The following is a 20,672-nucleotide window of genomic DNA, read 5'->3' as shown; positions in this document are numbered from 1 at the left end:
CTCATTTATCTGCCGACAGTCGTAACAGGCGCTCCCATTCGTCACATATGTACTGTCTGGCATCGATTATTTTAATCACGCGGGATACATCGCGATTAACACAATACTGCGCATCTTTCAGCGGTGAAAGAAGATCGCCAGGTTTAACCCGCTCGAAAGATTGCGCCTCAGCGAGCATCTTAAGCGAACCACCACTATCGCAAAGTACAATATAGAGCCTCTCTGCTTTCTTGTGACAGCAAGACTTCTTCACATGCCATTCCATAGCGCACCTTTTGTTAAAAAATTTCACAATAGGTTACACTTCAGCAGATAAACAAAAGGACAATAGCTGCGGAATGACAAAAATGAGAAATGTAATTAATGCTTTCTTAATGTTAATGATGAAGCACTTACCCAATCCGACAACGCACGACGCGAGATTTTAATCCCTCCGGCTTTAAGCTCGGGTGGCAATGTCAACCAACATACCGGTTGCTGAAAGCGTGCCAGCTTATCTTTTACCCACTCTGCCAGATTAGTTTCTCCAGCATTAGCGTCATACTCAACGACCGCCACCGGGCGATGGCCAAATTCTTTGTCTTCTATCGGCACAATAAAGGCCTGCAGAACATGTGGATGTGCGGCAATCACGCGTTCCACCTCTTCCGGCTGTATGCCTTCCCCGCCGCTAAAGAACAGATTGTCCATACGACCGACAATGGTTAACTTGCCGTCCTTCAACACGCCGCGATCGCGGGTTGCAAACCAGCCTTCCGCGTTCACTAAAGGCATAAGCTGTCCGTTACGCCAGTAACCTTGCGCCATGCTGGCGGCTCGTAGCCAAACTTCGTCATTAACGATCCTGACTTCCCGCCCCGGTAAAGCAGAGCCCACATCCGCCAGGCCATCTGCCTCTTTCGCACAAACCGTAGAAGCAAACTCCGTCAATCCGTAACCGCACCAGCAACGAATCCCCTGTTCACGCGCCTGTTCCGTCAACTCAACAGGAATTGCCGCACCGCCCAGCAGTACCGCTTTTAGCGTGACTGGCGTGTTATTAACAAGTAAGCGCCACAGTTGCGTGGGCACCAGTGAAGCGTGAGTGCATCCAGCCAGCATTTGATCCAGCGGCTGTTTGTCGCGCACGGTCATTCGCGCCCCGGCGAACAACCATCGCCACAAAATGCCTTGCCCGGAAACATGAAACAGCGGCAGTGAGAGCAGCCAGTCATCCTCAACATCAAACGGCATTAATGACAGTACGCCCTGCGCGCTTGCCAGATGCGCCTGACAGGTATGCACCGCCGCCTTTGGTAATCCGGTAGAACCTGAGGTTAACGTCATCGTGCTCAAACGCTCGGGCAACCATGCAGCGGCGTGATCGCCTGGCAACGACTGCATCTGTAACGGACTGAGTTCCGGGAGTGCGATAGCAGCCTCCAGATCCAGCGCAAAACGTAGCGTTAAGTCCGGGACCAGCGCATCAAGCAGCGACTGAGGCAACTGTGGGTTCACAGGTAAAACCCGCGCCCCACACTGCAGCAGCGCGAGCCAGGCCAGCAAAGCGCGCGGATGATTCCAGGCGCGAAGCAGGACGCCATCGCCTTCTTCCACGCCCTGAGCGGCAAAACCGCTGGCCAGATGGTCGATGCGCGCGCAGAGCTCGCTCCAGCTTAATGCCTCATCGTTGAGGCGTAAGGCTGGCGCCTTCGCACGAACCTGTCGCCAGTGACGCCACGGCCAGTCACTGGGTTGTATCAGGCCCGATAAGCTCACGCTATCGGGCCTTTCCTGCTGGGTCATAGCAGACGTTCCAGCGCATCAACGTCGATACACGGCAACGCGCTACCCGGCCAGGTGCGTACCTGCTGGCACTGCATCAGGCTCAGGGTATCCAGACCCGGGATGGTTTGCGGCGTCAACCAGGCGGCAATTCGCGCCAGCTGGGTTAAGCCCAGACTCGACTCGATTGACGAACTGATAACGGCAGTAAGACCAAGCGCATGCGCCGCTGCCACCTGTTCACGGACTTTATCGAGACTGCCGGTCAGCGTAGGTTTGATAACCACAGCCTTGACGCCCTCTTCGGCTTCGAAGGTGAAATCCGCTTCACGCAAACTTTCATCCCAGGCGATGGCAATGCCGGTTTCACGCGCGAAGGCACGAGAATCATCACGGGTTTTGCACGGTTCTTCGAGGAAGGCAATGCGTCCGCGATACTCCGGATTAACGTATTTCGCGAACTGCTGAGCTTTCAACGGCGTCCAGGCCCGGTTGGCGTCAAGTCGTAAATGCAGCTCCGGGATCGCCTCAAGTAACAGATTGGCTACCATGCCGTCGCGAACCGCTTCATACAGACCGACCTTAATCTTCGCCACTTTTTCGCCCGGCATGTCCGCCAGTTGCAGTACCAGATCGTCAGGATCGCCCGTACACAGCGGTGCAGCACGATAGTCTGCGTCCTGTGGCAATACGCCAGCCAGTTCGGCCAGCGCACAGCTTACGCCAAAGGCGACTGAAGGCAGTTGCGGTAAGGAGGCATCCCCTTGCAGCCAGCCTTTCACCCAAGCCAGCAACTCGGTTTGCGCTTCTTCCCAGCTTTCCTGACTGAAGCCCGGCAGCGGGGAGATTTCTCCCCACCCTTCACGCTCACCGTCACGAAGACATACGTATAACCCGTCACGCGTTTTTAACCGCCTGTCGCGCAGAATCACCCCCGCGTCCATGGGGATCTGCCAGCGGTATACCTGCGCGCTACGCATTACGGATTCCGTTTGAATTTGCTGAAATCAGGCTGACGTTTCTGGTTAAAGGCGTTACGGCCTTCCTGACCTTCTTCCGTCATGTAGAACAGCATAGTGGCGTTACCTGCCAGCTCCTGCAGACCTGCCTGACCATCACAGTCGGCGTTCAGTGCAGCTTTCAGGCAGCGCAGCGCCATTGGGCTGTTTTGCAGCATTTCGCGACACCAGCGTACTGTCTCTTTTTCCAGATCCGCCAGCGGAACCACGGTGTTGACCAGCCCCATATCCAGCGCCTGTTTCGCATCGTACTGACGGCACAGGAACCAGATTTCACGCGCTTTTTTCTGACCGACGATGCGCGCCATATAGGAAGCGCCCCAACCGCCGTCGAAGGAACCGACTTTTGGACCGGTCTGACCGAAGATGGCGTTTTCAGCCGCAATGGTCAGGTCACACATCATGTGCAGCACATGACCGCCGCCAATGGAGAAACCTGCAACCATCGCTACTACCGGTTTCGGACAGGTACGAATCTGACGCTGGAAGTCCAGTACGTTCAGGTGATGCACACCGGAGTCATCCTGGTATCCGCCGTAGTCGCCACGTACCTTCTGATCGCCGCCTGCACAGAACGCTTTATCGCCCGCACCGGTCAGAATAATCACGCCGATGTTGTCATCATAGCGAGCATCCGCCAGCGCCTGGATCATCTCTTTCACGGTGACCGGACGGAAGGCATTGCGTACCTGCGGACGATTAATGGTGATTTTTGCGATACCGTCGGTGGATTTCTCGTAAAGAATGTCGGTATAGCCTTCAGAGCAATCGTGCCATTCTACCGGTGCGTAAAGCATTGTTTCATCAGGATAGATCATAAAATGTCCTATAGTCAGCGACGCAGAATCTGAGCCAGACAGTCCACTACACCCGCGGGGTTGTCCCGATGCGCGTTGTGTCCGGCATTACGAATCACATGGTTTGGTACTGATATTTCCGCCGCCAGAGCGCGGAATTTATCGTCACGTTCACCACATAAATAATAAAACGGAAATGTGCGCGTCGTGAGTTGCGCACGTAAATCAGGTTGTACGGCAAGCGAGGTGGCCTCCAGCATTGCCGCCAGCGTTTGCCCATTATTCTGGCTACGCAGAGCGACCAGCGCCTCTCTTTGTGCCGTGTTCAGCGAGGAAAAAACGGGCTGTTGATACCAGTCATTAAACACCTCACGTAGCGGCTCTGCGCGAAAACGCGCAGCCCAGCGGCCATCCGAGAGACGACGCTGAACGCGCGCCTCTTCGCCTTGCAAGCCTGGATGTCCACCTTCAACCACCAGACCACAAAGCCCTGGCATCTCCTGACAGGCCGCCATCATCGCGACTCTGCCACCAAGAGAGTATCCCACCAGCCAGTAGTTAAGTATGTTGTAACTAAATAGAGTGTTACGCAGCAAAACGTTTACGTCATCGAATCCGCTCACGCTGATGTCAGCGGAGCCACCGTGTCCCGGCAGATCGATGTATAGCCGCGAATAATCCTGAAACGCTTCGCCGACCGTCTGCCATTCCCGACAATCGCCAGAAAAACCGTGCAGGAAAACCAGCCAGGGAAATCCCGTCTGGCCCTCTTTCGCCTGCGCATGCAGGATCATAGATGACTTACCTGCGCCAGCAGTTGCTGCAAGGTTTGCGCGCCGTCAGTTTCATTCACCACCAGCTCAATCACCGTGGCCGCAGGAGTACGCCAGGCGTTAGTCAACGCGCTCTCCAGTTGCTCCCAGTTTTCCGGGCGCTGGTATTTAAGGTTAAACATGGCGGCAGCATGCTCGAAATTTACGTTCTGCGGCATCAGATAGAACCGTTCGCGTTCGCTGGCTGGCGTCGGCAGTAGAGAAAAAATCTGTCCGCCGTTATTGTTGACCACTATCAGGACAAACGGTGCAGAAACCTGACGCAATAACGCCAGCGCATTCAGGTCATACAATGCAGATAAATCGCCAACAATCGCCAGCGTCGATTTCGCGCTGGCACGCTGTACACCTGCTGCCGTAGACAGCAGGCCGTCAATACCGCTCGCGCCACGGTTGCTATAGATCGGGTAACCAGCCGGAAGCTGCGACAGCGCATCAATCAGGCGTACCACCAGACTGTTACCCACGAACAGCTGCCCCTGCTCCGGCAAGTATTCGCGAATACGGTGGGCTAACTGCGCTTCACCAAACGCCTCACGACGGGCTTCTACCGCCTGCCAGGCCAGTTGTGCCAGGCGAGGGATTTCCACGTACCAGGGCTGACGTTTCTCCGCCGGATGCAGCTCCAGCCAGTCGCCAACTTTCGCCACCAGCCTGCGGCCACGATGGTGAGCCGGATCGAGGCGGCCTTCGATATTATCGACAATCCAGTATTCCTGCGGATCGCAGTTGGCCTGCCATTGCAGGAGTCGTTTTCCGGTCAGGCTGCTACCAAGCTGCACCACAATCTGCGCCTGCTGTAACTCAGCTACCGCTTTCGCATTTCCCAGCCACAGGTCGGCGCACGGCAGCGGTTGTCCGGTTTGCGACAGAACATCACCAATCAGCGGCCAGCCTAACGTCTGCGCCCACTGCGCAACCTTCTTACCTTCTTCAGCGCTCATGCGGCCCGCAATGACTACGCCGCGTTTTTGTCGCCAGAAAAACCAGTCGCGCTGTTTGTCGCTTTCCAGCCGACGCGCTTCTCGCAGCCAGGGTTTATCGTCCTGCCACCAGTCGCCTAGGCGCTGCTGCCAGGCAATCCCCGTTTCGTCCATATCGCCATACAGCGGTTCCGCAAACGGGCAATTGATATGAACCGCCCCGCTATGCAGGGTTGCTAACGCATTATCAATAGTGGACACCAGCCAGCTTGCCGGAATGTCCTGAGTCGGACGCGGTAAAGAGAGCGTTTGCGATGGATGCGAGGCAAACATTCCGGCCTGACGAATCGCCTGGTTCGCGCCACAGTCGATAAGCTCTGGCGGTCGGTCTGCCGTAAGTAAAATTAGTTTTTCACCGGTCAGGCCCGCTTCAATCAACGCGGGATATAAATTCGCCACCGCGGTACCGGACGTCACAATCACGGCGACAGGCTGACGGCTAACTTTTGCCAGACCTAAGGCCAGATGCCCAAGACCACGCTCGTCAAAATGGGTGTGGTGGATGAATGCGGGGTTTTCCGCTGCCGCCAGCGTCAACGGTGTAGAACGAGAGCCAGGGGCAATGCAGACATGCCTGACGCCGTGGCGAGTGAGTGCTTCCAGAATGACCGCCGCCCAGCGTCGGTTAAATGCGCTTACTGACATGAGATTGTCCGGTATCAATATTGCGACACAGTATAAAGAATCGAATAAATGGATTTTTGATATGAGTCGGTAATGTGTGACTCATTAGGCTTCCATCTGTAATAAAGTACGTAAACCCGCCGCTTTGTTGTCTATTTCTTGCCATTCCTGCTCAGGATCTGAACCACGTACGATCCCTGCTCCGGCATACAGGCGCACCACGTTTGCGCTAATTTTCGCCGAACGTAGTGACACGCAAAACTCACTTTGGCGCCGTGAAAGATAACCCGCAGAACCGGCATACCACTCACGTTCAAAGGGTTCATTTTGTTGGATGAATTCACGTGCCAGCTCTCGCGGAATACCGGCGACAGCCGCCGTGGGCTGGAGTTGCATCAGGCAAAGCATATCGTCGGCCTGATTCAGTTCCGTCCAGATGCAACGGCGCAGGTGCTGCACTTTACGCAGTCTCAGCACCTGTGGCGGCAGCACGTCAAGAGTTTGCGTACAGCCTTGCAGGCGCTGGCAAATATCTTCAACCACCAGCATATTCTCACGCTGGTTTTTATCATCTTTCATTAGCCATTCACCCAACTGCCAGGCGCGATGATCCTCAGGGTGGTTAGCAACGGTTCCGGCCAGCGCCTCGGTGCGCAGCGCCGTGTCTCGCCGCCGATACAGACGCTCAGGGGAAGAGCCAAGAAAAGCGGAGTCGGCAGAGAATGCCATAAAGAAATGGTAGCAGTTCAGGTTTAAGCGACGGCTGGAAGCCATCACGGCCGCGGCATTAACCGACTGAGAAAACTGTAAGTCGGTCGCCCGTGCCAGCACAACCTTATCGAGTTCTTCCCTATTGATCGTTTGCGTGGCGAGTTTTATCAGATTTGTCCAGCCCGCTTTATCTGGCCAGTTCTGTTCTCCCGTCAAACTGAGACGCAATGCGGGTAGCGGCTTAACGTTGGCAAGCGAGGTGATAAACGCCACCGCCTGCGCGGCGTCGTCTCGCAGCGATACGTCGCTATAGAGATGTAAGCGTAAGCTCGCCACCCCGGCACAACGTCGCCACTCCAGCCGCGGCAGCAGCAAATTGCCGCGCTGAGGCTCAAAGGCATTCAGGCCCCAGATACGCAGGTCGGGATGATTATCATGCTGGCGTAAAAACTGCTGAGCTGATTCCAGCGAGGAAAATGCGGCGACGGCTCCCAGTACGGCAGCCTCTTCGTCGCCGTTACGCTGCTGCCAGTAAAACTGGGGCCAGACGGGTTGGCTAGCCAGCCATCCTAAAGCGTCAAACGCATCATTCAGTGGGAAAGGTATGTCGTAAATACGAATTCCAGGTGCGGCTGGTAACTCTTGCGACAAATGACGCATCAGACTTTCCAGCGCAGTAGTGATTGAATGCACGCGGACCTCTCCCTGTTAAAAACCTCACATTATACGGGGTACTGAGCAGAAAAAGCAGTACCCCCAGTTAGGGAGTACGTACAAATGCGATGACAGAACGGAATTTATCGCCGTGCTAACAATAATCCCATCACTAAACCGACTGTGGCGCCAACACCGATCCCGCGCCAGGGTTTTTCGTGCACATAGTCATCCGCCCGACAAACAGCTTTTTTCGCACGGTAATAGTAGCTATCAGAAGCATGGCTGACGCGATTTCTCACCTCTTCTAACGCCCGCTCTGCCCGCGCTTTTAACTCAAGGTATTTTTGATCTGCTGGGTCGCCAGAAGAACGCAGCACCTCTTCCAGCGTTTCACTTAATAATTCCAGATCATCATCGATACGTGATTCATAAGAATGAAAAGACATTATATTCTCCCTTTCAATTGACGTACCCGCTAACTATAGACAACCTGGACTGTTTGCGCCTGTTTACGCCTGATGTGCTTCCCGCGCCATTCCGACGTGTGGAATACCGTCTTCGTCATAGATATCCGTTACCGGAACAAAGCCAAAGCGCGCATAGAACGATTGCAGATGCGCCTGCGCGCCCAGATATAACGCCTTGTGTGGCCAGTGTTGCGCGCAGGATGCCAGCGTCTGGGCCATCAGCTGTTGCCCCAGTTTTTCACCGCGCAGCGCTTCGCTTACAATCACCCGACCAATCACCACCGGCTCCAGCTCGTCATCGCTTTTCAGAATCCTCGCATACGCCACCAGCTCATCGTTATGCCAGCCCAGAATATGGCGATTCTCTCCAACCAGGTCATCGCCATCCACATCCTGGTACGGACACTGTTGCTCAACTACAAACACCGCGCATCGCAACTGAAGTAGTGCGTACAGTTGTTGGGTACTCAGCTTTGCATGGTGGAGATCTTGCCAGTGAATCATTGTCTGCCCCTATGTTGTGATAACCTGAACACCCTGCCTTATTGATGGCGAAAAGTGTAACGCGAAGATGGAATTACTATTTTTAGGCACGTCAGCGGGAGTCCCCACTCGCTCACGCAATGTAACGGCAATTTTACTGAATCTGCAACACCCGACTCAGGCGGGGCTGTGGCTTTTTGATTGCGGTGAAGGGACGCAGCATCAGATGCTCACCACTCCTTTCAATCCAGGAAAACTCGATCGTATTTTTATCAGCCATCTGCACGGCGATCACCTGTTTGGTTTACCGGGACTACTGTGCAGTCGCTCAATGGCCGGCAATGTCCAGCCTCTGACGCTTTACGGGCCAAAAGGGTTGCGAGAGTTTACCGAAACCACATTACGTCTGAGCGGCTCCTGGACCGATTATCCGATGGAAATTGTGGAAATCACCGCAGGTGAGATTGTCGATGACGGCCTGCGTAAAGTCACGGCGTACCCGCTGGCGCATCCGCTGGAGTGCTACGGTTTTCGCATTCAAGAGCATGACAAACCCGGTGCGCTTGACGCTAACGCCCTGAAGGCGGCAGGTGTTAAAGCGGGCCCGTGGTTTCAGGATTTGAAAGCCGGGAAAACTATCGTGCTGGAGGATGGACGTACGATCCACGGCGCCGACTTCCTCGCCCCGGCCACCAGGGGAAAATCAGTCGCTATTTTCGGTGACACAGGACCCTGCGCGTCCGCCATTGAACTGGCTCGAGGTGTAGATGTCATGGTACACGAAACCACGCTGGATGCCTCAATGGAGGAGAAAGCGAACAGTCGCGGGCACAGCTCAACCCGACAAGCCGCACAGCTGGCGCTGGATGCCGGAGTGGGACGCCTGATCATGACCCACGTTAGCTCACGCTATGATGAAAAAGGCTGTCAGCGTTTGCTTGAAGAGTGCAAAGCGATTTTTCCAGACACGGAACTGGCTCACGATTTCGCCATTTTCAGCGTTTAACGCTTTATTTTTCCGCCTCAGTGCCGATAACAGTGGAAAGGCTGGCTTTCACACTGAGGACAGGATGAACAATTTCCAGAAAGATATTGATGACAGGACAAACCTAACCCTGTCTAACCGTTTTGAACTGCTGCTATTTCGCCTCGGCAAATCTGTTGAGGAGCAGAAATCAGAGCTATTTGGCATCAACGTATTCAAGCTGCGTGAAATCGTGCCGATGCCGACCTTTACGCGTCCGGCTGGTATGAAGGCCCCGCTGCTGGGTATGGTTAATATTCGCGATCAGGTGATCCCGGTGATTGACCTGCCCGCCGTCGCGGGCTGTAAACCAGAGACCGGACTCAACATCCTGTTGATCACAGAATATGCCCGCAGCGTCCAGGCATTTGCGGTGGAGTCAGTGGAAAACATTATGCGCCTGGACTGGCAACAGGTGCATACCGCCGAGAAAGCCATCAATGGTCGCTATATCACCAGTATCGCTTGCCTGGACGACAACAAAGAGACCAACAACCTGGCGCTGGTGCTCGACGTTGAGCAGATCTTGTACGACATCGTACCGGCGAACCACGACCTGCGCGCAACCGATCTGAAAACCAATAAATTCAACATCACGCCGGGTGCGGTGGCGATTGTGGCAGATGATTCAAAAGTGGCCCGCGCAATGCTGGAAAAAGGGCTTAACGCCATGGAAATCCCGCATCTGATGCATGTAACGGGCCAGGATGCGTGGGAAAAAATACAGCAGCTTTCCGCAGAAGCGCTGGCGGAGGGCAAGCCTATTAGCGAGAAGATCGCCCTTGTACTCACCGATCTCGAAATGCCGGAGATGGACGGTTTTACGCTTACCCGCAAAATAAAAACCGACGAACGCCTGAAGAAGATCCCGGTCGTTATCCACTCTTCGCTTTCCGGTAGTGCGAACGAAGATCACGTTCGCCGAGTAAAAGCGGATGGCTACGTGGCCAAATTCGAAGTCAATGAGCTTTCTTCAGTGATCCAGGAAGTGATGGATCGCACAGCAAAAGGCATCAGCGGTCCGCTGGTGAGCCGTCAGCTATTGAACTGACCGTATTTCACGCATAAAAAAACCCGCCGAGGCGGGTTTTTTCGTTACTGCATTTAGCCTTACATCAGCGGAGTCGCTAACTGCACAATGCTGATCAGCGGTTGCGGGTAAATACCCAGCACCAGTACCAGCAGGGCAGAAATCAGCACTACGATACCGCCCGCGCTGTACTGCCAGTTAGACGGCGCATCGCGGTTCAGCTGTTGTGGTGCGCTCAGGTACAGGCTCACGGCAACACGTAGGTAGTAGTACAAACCAATCGCCGAACCGACCACCACAGCGGCAACCAGCCACCACAGGTTAGCCTGCACACCGACTGCCAGTACGTAGAACTTACCGATAAAGCCCAGCGTCATCGGGATACCGGCCAGAGACAGCATCATTACCGTCATCACTGCCGCGAGGATCGGACGATGCCAGAACAGACCACGGTAGGAGAACAGGGAGTCCGCATCCGGGCCACGGTACGGGCTGGACATCAGGCTGACCACACCGAACGCGCCGAGGCTGCTGAACAGGTAACCGGCCAGGTAAACGCCAACCGCTTCCATCGACATCTCACCGCTCTGCAGAGCAATCAGCGCCACCAGCAGGTAGCCGAGATGAGAGATAGAAGAGTAACCGAGCAGGCGTTTAATATTGGTCTGGCTCAGCGCCATCAGGTTACCGAAGATGATGGAAGCAAAGGCAATCACGCCCAGTACGATACGTACCGCTTCGCTATCCCCTACCGGTGCGTACAGGAACAGACGCATCACCACGCCGAAGATAGCGATTTTGCTCGCCGTCGCCAGGAAGGTGGAAACCGGAGCCGGAGCGCCCTGGTAAACGTCTGGCGTCCACAGGTGGAACGGAACCAGCGAAAGTTTAAAGCCGAGGCCAACAATCATCAGACCGAAGCCCGCCAGCAGCAGCGGTTCGTGCAGCATGCCGTCGCCGAGGCTCTTACCGAGCGCAACAAACGACAGATTGCCAGACTGCGCGTACACCAGCGCCATACCGAACAGCAGGAAGGAAGACGCTGCGGCAGACAGAATGGTGTATTTGATACTGGCTTCCAGCGAACGTTTCTGACGGAACGCATAGCCAACCAGACCAAACAGCGGCAGAGAGATCAGCTCAATACCAAGGAACAGCGCCGCCAGATGGTTAGCGTTAGCCAGCAGAATACCGCCGAGTGCGGCAATCAGCACCAACAGGTAGAACTCTTCCCGGTTGTCGTCGTAGCCTTCCAGCCACGGGTAAGCAAAGGTACAGGTGGCAAGACTGGCCAGCAGCACCAGTCCGGTGTAGAGCATGGCGAAACCGTCAACCCGCATCAGCGGGGTAACGTCCATGGCGCCCGCCTGGCCAACAAACCAGAGCGAAACCAGCGCGGCGTTAAGCCCAATGACCGATAACGTGGCATTGAGGAAGTGATTGCGTCGCCACGCAATGGAGAGCATCACAACCACCACCGTCAAGCCGACGATCAGCAGCGGTAGCAGCGCAATCAGGTGTTGTGGAGTTATTGTCATGGCGATTTACGGCCTTGTAGTAGTAACGGAATTAACAAACCACTGCTGGATGTTGCTCATCGCAGAATGCGAGGTATCCAGAATCGGCTGCGGATAGAAGCCAAGCAGTACCAGAAGCACGACCAGCAACAGGATGATAAACAGCTCACGCAGCGACATCCCTGGCAGTTCAACACTGGCAATCTGGCTCTTCGCTTTACCGAAGTAAGCGCGATGCAACATCGCCAGCGAGTAAACAGAGGCAAACACCAGACCAAAGGTCGAGATCACGGTAATGACTGGAACCACCTGGTAGCTGCCGAACAGAATCATAAATTCGCCAACGAAGTTACCTGTACCCGGCATACCCAGCGTACACACGGCGAAGAACATTGACAGCGCAGGCAACCATTTCATTTTGCCCCACAGGCCGCCCATCATACGCATATCACGCGTGTGCAGACGTTCGTACAGCTGACCACACAGAATGAACAGACCGGCTGCGGACAGACCGTGCGCAATCATCTGGATAACCGCACCCTGGTAAGCCAGCTGGCTGCCGGTGTAGATAGCAATCAGTACGAAGCCCATGTGCGATACGGAGGTGTAAGCGATCAGGCGTTTGATATCGTACTGATTAAAGGCCATCCACGCGCCGTAGAAGATACCGATAACACCCAGCCACATTGCGATAGGTGCAAACTCCGCCGACGCGTTCGGGAACAGCGGCAGAGAGAAGCGCAGCAGACCGTAAGCCGCGGTTTTCAGCAAGATCCCCGCCAGGTCAACGGAACCTGCCGTCGGCGCCTGGGAGTGTGCATCCGGCAACCAGCCGTGCAGCGGAACCACCGGCATTTTCACCGCGAAGGCGATGAAGAAGCCCAGCATCAGCAGATATTCCACACCGTGGGACATCGGGGTATTCAGCAACTCTTCATAGTTGAAGGTCCACACACCGGTCGCTTTATAGTGCACAAACACCAGCGCCAGGATGGCAATCAACATCACCAGACCACTCGCCTGGGTATAAATGAAGAACTTGGTCGCCGCCGTGATACGCGTTTTACCGTCAGAGGCTTTATGCCCCCACAACGCGATCAGGAAGTACATCGGCACCAGCATCATTTCCCAGAAGAAGAAGAACAGGAACATGTCGATGGCAAGGAACACGCCGATCACGCCGCCTAAGATCCACATCAGGTTCAGATGGAAGAAGCCCTGGTATTTTTCGATTTCATTCCAGGAGCAAAGTACCGCCAGAACACCGAGCAGACCGGTCAGCACTACCATCAGCAGCGACAGACCATCGATAGCCAGATGAATAGAGATGCCAAAACGTGGGATCCACGGCAGGACAAACTCAGACTGCCACTGCGGAATGCCAGCGGATTGCGTCAGTGAATAGCCGCCCTGCAACCACAGTTGCAGGCCAAGCGCCAGCGTCAATCCCATGGTAATCAGCGCGATCCAGCGCGGCACCTTCACGCCAAAGCGTTCGGTCTGCCAGCACAGGAAGCCACCGATAAAGGGAATTAATATTAGCCAGGGTAGTAACATGGCGATCTTTATTCCTTGTTAAAGTCCCATCAGGACCTGATTTTCAACGAATTCTCAAACAGAAAATTCACTTCGGATTGCGGCTTTTTTTGCCCGGTGGCGCGAACGCTTACCGGGCCTACAGATTCCCGTAGGTCGGATAAGCGCGAGCGCCATCCGACATCAACCCCACAATCCTCAAACTCAACGCAGTACCATCAACAGTGCCAGCACAACGACGGCGCCGATGCTCATTGATGCGACATACCAGCGCAGATAACCGTTCTCGCTCAACAGCAGGCCTTTACCTGCAAAGCGGGAAAGGATCGCCGGAATGTTCATCATTGAGTTGAGCGGATCGCGTTTCAGCAACCAGGCAACACCCAGGAACGGCTTGACGAACACTTTGTCGTACAGCCAGTCGAAGCCCCAGGCGTTATACCACCAGGTACCCAGCAGGCGGCCCGGCGCACTGTTGGCAATCGATGTCACAAGCTGGCGTTTACCCAGCCACAGCCATGCTGCGATCAGGATGCCCGCAATCGCTACGATACCGGAGGTAATTTCCAGCGTCATGACGCGACCATGCTCAAGCTCGGTCGTCGCAGGCAGTACACCCTGCAGCGGCGGCACAATCAGCGCGCCAACGAAGGTGGACAGGATCATCAGCACAATCAGCGGCAGATGATGGGTAATCCCCTTCCCTGCATGAGCGTGAATTTGTTCTTTACCGTGGAACACGATGAAAATCATACGGAAGGTGTACAGAGAGGTCATGAACGCACCGACCAGACCTGCAACCATCAGATTAATATGACCATTCGCCATTGCACCGGCCAGAATCTCATCCTTACTGAAGAAGCCAGCGGTAATCAGCGGCAGAGCCGACAGCGCCGCGCCACCGATCAGGAAGCAGAGATACACCAGCGGAATTGACTTACGCAGTCCGCCCATCTTGAAGATGTTCTGTTCGTGGTGGCAAGCCAGGATAACCGAGCCGGATGCCAGGAACAGCAGCGCTTTAAAGAAGGCGTGCGTCATCAGGTGGAAAATCGCCGCATCCCACGCCTGTACACCGAGAGCCAGGAACATATAACCAATCTGGCTCATGGTGGAGTACGCAAGAACGCGTTTGATGTCGGTCTGTACCAGCGCAGCAAAACCCGCCAGCACCAGAGTGATGGCACCGATAATCCCCACCAGGTGCAGGATTTCTGGGGTCATCAGGAACAGGCCGTGCGTACGTGCAATCAGGTAGACACCGGCGGTAACCATCGTCGCAGCGTGGATAAGCGCAGAGACAGGCGTCGGGCCGGCCATCGCATCAGCAAGCCATGTTTGCAACGGCAACTGCGCAGATTTACCGACCGCACCGCCCAGCAGCATCAGGGTTGCCCACATCAGCATGTTGTTACCATCTGCAAAGTGCGCAGGCGCCAGTTCCACCATTTCGCGGAAGTTCAGCGTGCCCAGCTCGTTGTAGAGGATGAACAGCGCGAACGCCAGGAATACGTCACCAACACGGGTTACCACGAAGGCTTTCATTGCCGCAGCGCCATTCTTCGGATCGGTATAGTAGAAACCAATCAGCAGATAGGAGCACAGGCCCACGCCTTCCCAGCCGAGGTACATCAGCAGCAGGTTATCCGCCAGCACCAGAACCACCATGCTGGCGATAAACAGGTTGGTGTAGGCGAAGAAACGAGAATAGCCCTCTTCTCCGCGCATATACCAGGAGGCGAACATGTGGATCAGGAAACCGACGCCGGTCACCACGGAGAGCATGGTCAGCGACAGGCCGTCCAGCACCAGGTTAAAACCGATGTTGAAGTCGCCGACTGACATCCAGGTCCACAGCGGCTGGCTGTAAGCCTGCTGGCCATTGGCAAAGAAATCAACGCCAACAAACGCAGTCACCAGCGCGGCCAGACCAATCGACCCGACACCCACGGTAGCGGACAGATTTTCTGACCAACGACCACGAGAAAACGCCAGTAATACAAAGCCAATAAATGGCAGAATAATGGTTAAGGCAAGCATGTTCATCCACGCATCTCACTTACTGAATCGATGTTCAGGTTCTGGCGACGGCGATGAAGTTGCAGCAACAGCGCAAGTCCAATGCTCGCTTCCGCAGCCGCAAGGCTGATGGCGAGAATGTACATCACCTGACCATCGGTCTGGCCCCAGTAGCTTCCGGCGACCACAAAGGCCAGCGCGGAGGCGTTAATCATGATTTCCAGCCCGATCAGCATAAACAGCAGATTGCGGCGGATAACCAGACCGGTCAAACCCAGGACGAATAAAATCGCAGCGAGGATCAGTCCATGTTGTAAGGGGATCATGCGTGCTCCTCCGTTTTTCTTTTCGCGCGGTCATCAGTGCGATTGCTCAGCACTTCACCTGAACGCTCTTCGCGCCCCACGTGGAAGGCCACAACCAGGCCCGCCAGCAGCAGCATCGAAGCCAGTTCGACCGCCAGTACATACGGTCCGAACAGGGAAATACCGACTGCTTTCGCGCTAATTGGCGTCCCGTCGATGCCCTGATCGTTTACGCCCAGAATGGCGTAAACAATGACCACCAGCATGATGGCCGACAGAATCGCCGGACCAATCCACACCTGAGGTTTCAGCCACTGGCGTTCCTGTTCAATTTCAGAACCACCGAGGTTGAGCATCATTACCACGAATACGAACAGCACCATGATAGCGCCCGCGTAGACGATAATTTCCAGCGCACCGGCGAAGTAAGCGCCTAACGAGAAGAACACCCCGGAAATCGCCAGCAGCGAAATAATCAGATACAGCAGTGCGTGTACCGGATTGGTGTGGGTGATCACCCGCAAGGTTGCGAGAATGGCTATCAGGCCACAGATATAAAAAGCGAACTCCATTGCCCCTCTCCTTACGGTAACAGGCTCTTGACGTCGATAGGCTTGGCTTCGTTCTCTGCTTCGCCCTTATCTTTGCCGTCGATTGCCATACCTGCCATCCGGTAGAAGTTATATTCCGGGTATTTGCCCGGACCGGAGATCAGCAGATCCTCTTTCTCGTAAACCAGGTCCTGGCGCTTGTACTCACCCAGCTCGAAATCTGGAGTCAGCTGAATAGCCGTTGTCGGACAGGCTTCTTCGCACAGGCCGCAGAAAATGCAGCGTGAGAAGTTAATGCGGAAAAACTCCGGATACCAGCGGCCATCTTTAGTCTCTGCTTTTTGCAAAGAGATACAGCCTACCGGACACGCTACCGCACACAGGTTACAGGCAACGCAGCGCTCTTCACCGTCTGGATCACGAGTCAGAACGATACGACCACGAAAACGGGGCGGTAGATAGACCGGCTCTTCCGGGTACATCTGCGTTTCGCGTTTCGCGAACGCATGCAGGCCGATCATCCAGATACTGCGTACCTGGGTGCCGAAACCTACGAACAATTCTTTTAAGGTCATGGTCTTTGTGTCCCTTATTGCGCCTGCCAGAGAATGACAGCCGCAGTTACCAGCAAGTTGACGAGCGTCAGCGGCAGACAGACTTTCCAGCCGAAGGACATTACCTGGTCATAACGAGGACGCGGTAACGACGCACGAATCAAAATGAACATCATCATGAAGAACGCGGTTTTCAGCGCGAACCAGACGAATGGCGGTAAGAACGGGCCATGCCAGCCACCGAAGAACAGGGTAACCATCAGTGCAGAAATGGTGACGATACCGATGTATTCACCCACGAAGAACAGACCGAATTTCATACCGGAATATTCAATGTGGTAACCGTCGGCCAGTTCCTGCTCGGCTTCTGGCTGGTCAAACGGGTGACGGTGACACACCGCCACGCCCGCGATGGCAAAGGTGACAAAACCAAAGAACTGCGGAATAACGTTCCAGATATCAGCCTGGTTGTTGACGATGTCGGTCATGTTAAATGAACCGGCCTGCGCCACCACGCCCATCAGGGAAAGTCCGAGGAACACTTCGTAGCTCAGGGTCTGCGCAGACGCACGCATCGCACCGAGCAGGGAGTATTTGTTGTTACTGGACCAGCCGGCGAACAGCACTGCGTATACCGCGAGGCCCGCCATCATCAGGAAGAACAGGATCCCGATGTTCAGGTCAGCAACCACCCAGTTCGGACTCACCGGCACGATGGCGAAAGCCAGCAGCAGCGAGGTGAAGGCGATCATCGGTGCCAGGGTAAAGATGACGCGATCCGAGAATTTCGGGATCCAGTCTTCTTTAAAGAACATCTTGATCATGTCCGCAACCAGCTGGAGCGAACCGCCCCAGCCAACACGATTCGGTCCGTAACGGTTCTGGAACAGACCCAGCAGACGACGTTCGCCAAAGCTCATGAATGCCCCGCAGGTGACCACCACCAGCAGGATCACCACCGCTTTGAGAATGCTCAGCAGGATCTCAATCAGATCGGGTGTAATCCAACTCATTGTTGTGCCTCCTGCAGATCCTCAAGACGCGCACCTGCCAGAACCGGCGCGATGCCAGGCATGCCCATCGGTAAACCAACCTGCCCTGCCGTTAATCCTTCAGCGATTTCAACCGGCAGCGTAACCGTGTTGCCATCGTAGCTGAAAGAAACGCGCGTACCGGCATTAACACCCAACTTCGCGGCATCAGCCGGGTTGAGTTTGATGTACGGCTGCGGCATGCGGGTCTGGAAGACCGGCGCACGCTGGGACATTTCGTCACTACCAAACAGATGGTAGTACGGCGCGACACGCCACTGACCATCCTGAGCCTGGAAGCTCGCCGGAACGGTAGTGAAGTAATCCATACCATCCGCAGAAGCTTCGATCAGGCGCACGCCCGGGTCGCCATGACGCAGTTTACCGCCCACTTCATCCTGGAACTTGTTCCATGCCTGTGGGGAGTTCCAGCCCGGAGCCCAGGCAAACGGAATTTGTGAACGCGGTGCAGACGGCTGGTTGTTCCCTTCCATAGAGAAAGCGAACATGGTGTCTTTGTCCTGCGGTTGACGCGGTTCGTGTACGCTGATGTTGGCGCGCATTGCGGTACGCCCACTGTAGCGGTGCGGTTCACGCGCCAGCTTCTGTCCACGGATACGGAAGCTTGCGTCCGGCGCGGCATCTTTAATGCCCGCCAGCTGCGGCAACTTCTCAACAACCGCGTCGATAACGTGGTCGAGCTGCGTCCAGTCCACTTCACGGCTCTGCACGGTGCTGTGCAGCGAGTGCAGCCAGCGCCAGCTTTCCAGCATTACGGTGTTGCTGTCGTAGTAGGATGGGTCATAAACCTGGAAGAAACGCTGGGCGCGGCCTTCGTTGTTAATCACCGTACCATCGCTTTCGGCGAAGCTTGCAGCGGAAAGCACCAGATGGGCGTTTTCCATAATTGCCGTACGCTGATGGTCAACGACCAGTACCAGCGGCGCTTTCGCCAGCGCGGCATCAACGCGAGCGGCTGAAGCATGGCGATGCAGGTCATTTTCCAGCACCACAACAGCGTCAGCGCGGCCTGTTTCCAGCTCGGTCAGCGCATCGTCAAGGGAACCACCGCCAATCATGCCGAGGCCCATGCTGTTAACCGAGCGAGCAATCATGGTGATGCCAACGTCTGCGCCACGGCCTTTCAGCGCCTTCGCCACGTTGGCAGCCGCCTGAATCACTTCGGCGCTACCGGCGTTGGTGCCGGAAATAATCAGTGGTTTCTTCGCCCCGGCTAGTGCCTGAACGATAACGTCAATTTTGTTCTGCAGGTCACGGTCAATACCGTCAACCGCCGGCGCGTTGTTATCCAGCGCGTGGGCGATAGCGAAACCTAAACGCGCCTGATCTTCAACCGGTGCGCGATAGGTCCAAGCGGCGATATCGTCCAGACGGGTGTTATCGACGTTGGTAACGAATAGCGGATGCTTAGCACGCTGGCCGATATTAAGGATTGCTGCGATCTGCCAGTCAGCCACTTTCTGTGCCGCCGCCATTTCACGCGCTTTACCTTTCACCGCCTGACGCACCGCCAGCGCAACGCGTGCGCCGGTCTGGGTGACATCTTCGCCCAGCACCAGAACCGCATCATAAGATTCGATTTCGCGCAGTGCCGGAGTATGAATCCCGCCGTCACGCAGTACGCTCAACGCCAGTTGCAGACGATCCAGTTCGCCCTGAGCGATACCGGTATAGAAGTTATCCGCACCGACCAGTTCACGCAGCGCGAAGTTACTTTCAACGCTGGCGCGCGGGGAGCCGATACCAATCACTTTCTTCGACTGACGCAGAATATCTGCCGCGCCCTGCATCGCCTGCTCGGCGTTCAGCGTGATCAGGTCATCGCCACGACGCTGTACCGGCTGACGCGGACGGTCTTTCAGATTCACGTAACCATAGCCGAAACGACCACGGTCGCAGAGGAAGTAGTGGTTAACGGTACCGTTATAACGGTTTTCGATACGACGCAGTTCACCGTAGCGCTCGCCCGGGCTGGTGTTACAGCCGATGGAACACTGCTGGCAGATGCTCGGCGCAAACTGCATGTCCCATTTACGGTTATAACGCTCGGAGTGCGTTTTATCGGTGAAGACGCCGGTTGGACAAATTTCGACCAGGTTGCCAGAGAATTCGCTTTCGAGCGTACCGTCTTCCGGACGACCGAAGTAGACGTTGTCATGTGCGCCATACACGCCCAGATCCGCACCATCGGCGTAATCTTTGTAGTAACGTACACAGCGATAGCAGGCGATGCAGCGGTTCATTTCGTGAGAGATGAACGGCCCCAGGTCCTGGTTACGGTGAGTACGCTTCGTGAAGCGGTAGCGACGGAAGCTGTGACCGGTCATGACGGTCATATCCTGCAGGTGGCAGTTGCCGCCCTCTTCACAGACCGGACAGTCGTGCGGGTGGTTAGTCATCAACCACTCCACGACGCTTTCGCGGAACTGCTTCGCTTCTTCGTCATCAATAGAAATAAAGGTGCCTTCGGTGGCCGGTGTCATACAAGACATCACCAGGCGACCACGCGTGTCTTCCGCGTTCTGATATTGCTTCACCGCACACTGGCGGCAAGCACCGACGCTTCCCAGCGCCGGGTGCCAGCAAAAGTACGGAATATCAAGGCCAAGAGACAGACAAGCTTCCAGCAGGTTGTCCGCTCCGTTGACCTCATATTCTTTGCCGTCTACATGAATCGTAGCCATAGTCAGCATGCTTCCAGTTGGCTCGGTCGTAACCGAGCGTTAATCGAATTTCTTATCGCGAC

Annotated in this window: 19 protein-coding genes; 2 read left to right on the top strand and 17 right to left on the bottom strand. The window is 55.3% G+C overall.

The features are described from left to right. Position 1: 1 nt before the first annotated feature. The 9 genes from pmrD to OGV98_RS05135 all read right to left on the bottom strand — a co-directional run bounded on the left by pmrD (position 2) and on the right by OGV98_RS05135 (position 8,359). On the bottom strand, positions 2 to 265 hold the full coding sequence (gene pmrD, locus OGV98_RS05175; protein WP_003839377.1) for a signal transduction protein PmrD: 264 nt from the start codon (positions 263 to 265) through the stop codon (positions 2 to 4). A gap of 95 nt (positions 266 to 360) precedes the next feature. Continuing rightward, on the bottom strand, positions 361 to 1,785 hold the full coding sequence (gene menE, locus OGV98_RS05170; RefSeq protein WP_088903243.1) for an o-succinylbenzoate--CoA ligase: 1,425 nt from the start codon (positions 1,783 to 1,785) through the stop codon (positions 361 to 363). Next, positions 1,782 to 2,744 (bottom strand): o-succinylbenzoate synthase, encoded by a 963-nt coding sequence (gene menC / locus OGV98_RS05165; RefSeq protein WP_003027669.1) that lies wholly within the window; start codon positions 2,742 to 2,744, stop codon positions 1,782 to 1,784. Before menC ends, menE begins: the two co-directional genes overlap by 4 nt. After that, the gene (gene menB / locus OGV98_RS05160; RefSeq protein ID WP_003027671.1) at positions 2,744 to 3,601 is read right to left on the bottom strand and encodes a 1,4-dihydroxy-2-naphthoyl-CoA synthase; all 858 of its coding nucleotides are present in this window, start codon (positions 3,599 to 3,601) and stop codon (positions 2,744 to 2,746) included. Before menB ends, menC begins: the two co-directional genes overlap by 1 nt. Before the next feature lie 14 nt (positions 3,602 to 3,615). After that, positions 3,616 to 4,374, bottom strand: coding sequence for a 2-succinyl-6-hydroxy-2,4-cyclohexadiene-1-carboxylate synthase (gene menH, locus OGV98_RS05155; protein ID WP_058842313.1), 759 nt, complete (start codon positions 4,372 to 4,374; stop codon positions 3,616 to 3,618). Continuing rightward, entirely contained in the window at positions 4,371 to 6,041 is a 1,671-nt protein-coding gene (menD, locus tag OGV98_RS05150; RefSeq protein WP_174500740.1) for a 2-succinyl-5-enolpyruvyl-6-hydroxy-3-cyclohexene-1-carboxylic-acid synthase, read from the bottom strand. Before menD ends, menH begins: the two co-directional genes overlap by 4 nt. Before the next feature lie 84 nt (positions 6,042 to 6,125). Next, positions 6,126 to 7,424, bottom strand: coding sequence for an isochorismate synthase MenF (menF, locus tag OGV98_RS05145; RefSeq protein WP_106902345.1), 1,299 nt, complete (start codon positions 7,422 to 7,424; stop codon positions 6,126 to 6,128). Between the two features lie 104 nt (positions 7,425 to 7,528). Continuing rightward, the gene (gene elaB, locus OGV98_RS05140) at positions 7,529 to 7,834 is read right to left on the bottom strand and encodes a stress response protein ElaB (protein ID WP_003027683.1); all 306 of its coding nucleotides are present in this window, start codon (positions 7,832 to 7,834) and stop codon (positions 7,529 to 7,531) included. A gap of 63 nt (positions 7,835 to 7,897) precedes the next feature. After that, positions 7,898 to 8,359 carry a GNAT family N-acetyltransferase gene (locus OGV98_RS05135; protein ID WP_003027684.1) on the bottom strand — a complete coding sequence of 154 codons (462 nt, stop codon included), beginning with the start codon at positions 8,357 to 8,359 and terminating at the stop codon, positions 7,898 to 7,900. A 67-nt stretch (positions 8,360 to 8,426) separates the two neighbouring features. On the opposite strand from OGV98_RS05135, the gene rbn reads away from it, so the two are divergent. Both rbn and OGV98_RS05125 read left to right on the top strand, forming a co-directional pair. Next, positions 8,427 to 9,344, top strand: a complete 918-nt coding sequence (gene rbn, locus OGV98_RS05130) for a ribonuclease BN (RefSeq protein ID WP_202581140.1) — start codon at positions 8,427 to 8,429, stop codon at positions 9,342 to 9,344. 64 nt (positions 9,345 to 9,408) lie between these two features. After that, positions 9,409 to 10,413 carry a chemotaxis protein gene (locus OGV98_RS05125; protein ID WP_202581139.1) on the top strand — a complete coding sequence of 335 codons (1,005 nt, stop codon included), beginning with the start codon at positions 9,409 to 9,411 and terminating at the stop codon, positions 10,411 to 10,413. A 59-nt stretch (positions 10,414 to 10,472) separates the two neighbouring features. Here OGV98_RS05125 and nuoN read toward each other — a convergent pair whose 3' ends face one another. The 8 genes from nuoN to nuoG all read right to left on the bottom strand — a co-directional run bounded on the left by nuoN (position 10,473) and on the right by nuoG (position 20,610). Next, positions 10,473 to 11,930 carry an NADH-quinone oxidoreductase subunit NuoN gene (gene nuoN, locus OGV98_RS05120; RefSeq protein ID WP_003027689.1) on the bottom strand — a complete coding sequence of 486 codons (1,458 nt, stop codon included), beginning with the start codon at positions 11,928 to 11,930 and terminating at the stop codon, positions 10,473 to 10,475. A 6-nt stretch (positions 11,931 to 11,936) separates the two neighbouring features. Beyond that, the gene (nuoM, locus tag OGV98_RS05115) at positions 11,937 to 13,466 is read right to left on the bottom strand and encodes an NADH-quinone oxidoreductase subunit M (protein ID WP_003027692.1); all 1,530 of its coding nucleotides are present in this window, start codon (positions 13,464 to 13,466) and stop codon (positions 11,937 to 11,939) included. Between the two features lie 183 nt (positions 13,467 to 13,649). After that, positions 13,650 to 15,491: an NADH-quinone oxidoreductase subunit L gene (gene nuoL, locus OGV98_RS05110; RefSeq protein WP_003027695.1), complete on the bottom strand. Its 1,842-nt coding sequence runs from the start codon at positions 15,489 to 15,491 to the stop codon at positions 13,650 to 13,652. Beyond that, complete coding sequence (gene nuoK / locus OGV98_RS05105) at positions 15,488 to 15,790, bottom strand: NADH-quinone oxidoreductase subunit NuoK (RefSeq protein ID WP_000612644.1); 303 nt, start codon at positions 15,788 to 15,790, stop codon at positions 15,488 to 15,490. The genes nuoL and nuoK overlap by 4 nt, the downstream gene beginning before the upstream one ends. Then, complete coding sequence (gene nuoJ, locus OGV98_RS05100; RefSeq protein WP_003028059.1) at positions 15,787 to 16,341, bottom strand: NADH-quinone oxidoreductase subunit J; 555 nt, start codon at positions 16,339 to 16,341, stop codon at positions 15,787 to 15,789. The genes nuoK and nuoJ overlap by 4 nt, the downstream gene beginning before the upstream one ends. Before the next feature lie 11 nt (positions 16,342 to 16,352). Continuing rightward, complete coding sequence (gene nuoI, locus OGV98_RS05095; protein WP_003028062.1) at positions 16,353 to 16,895, bottom strand: NADH-quinone oxidoreductase subunit NuoI; 543 nt, start codon at positions 16,893 to 16,895, stop codon at positions 16,353 to 16,355. Between the two features lie 14 nt (positions 16,896 to 16,909). Further along, positions 16,910 to 17,887, bottom strand: a complete 978-nt coding sequence (gene nuoH / locus OGV98_RS05090; protein ID WP_003028063.1) for an NADH-quinone oxidoreductase subunit NuoH — start codon at positions 17,885 to 17,887, stop codon at positions 16,910 to 16,912. After that, positions 17,884 to 20,610, bottom strand: coding sequence for an NADH-quinone oxidoreductase subunit NuoG (gene nuoG / locus OGV98_RS05085; RefSeq protein WP_057101417.1), 2,727 nt, complete (start codon positions 20,608 to 20,610; stop codon positions 17,884 to 17,886). Before nuoG ends, nuoH begins: the two co-directional genes overlap by 4 nt. Between the last annotated feature and the right edge of the window lie 62 nt (positions 20,611 to 20,672).

Origin of the sequence: Citrobacter sp. Cf136, assembly GCF_030333815.1 — a bacterium.
Classification (GTDB): Bacteria; Pseudomonadota; Gammaproteobacteria; order Enterobacterales; family Enterobacteriaceae; genus Citrobacter; species Citrobacter freundii.
Note: the sequence above shows the minus strand (reverse complement) of the source record. Positions and strands in the feature narration are given on the sequence as shown.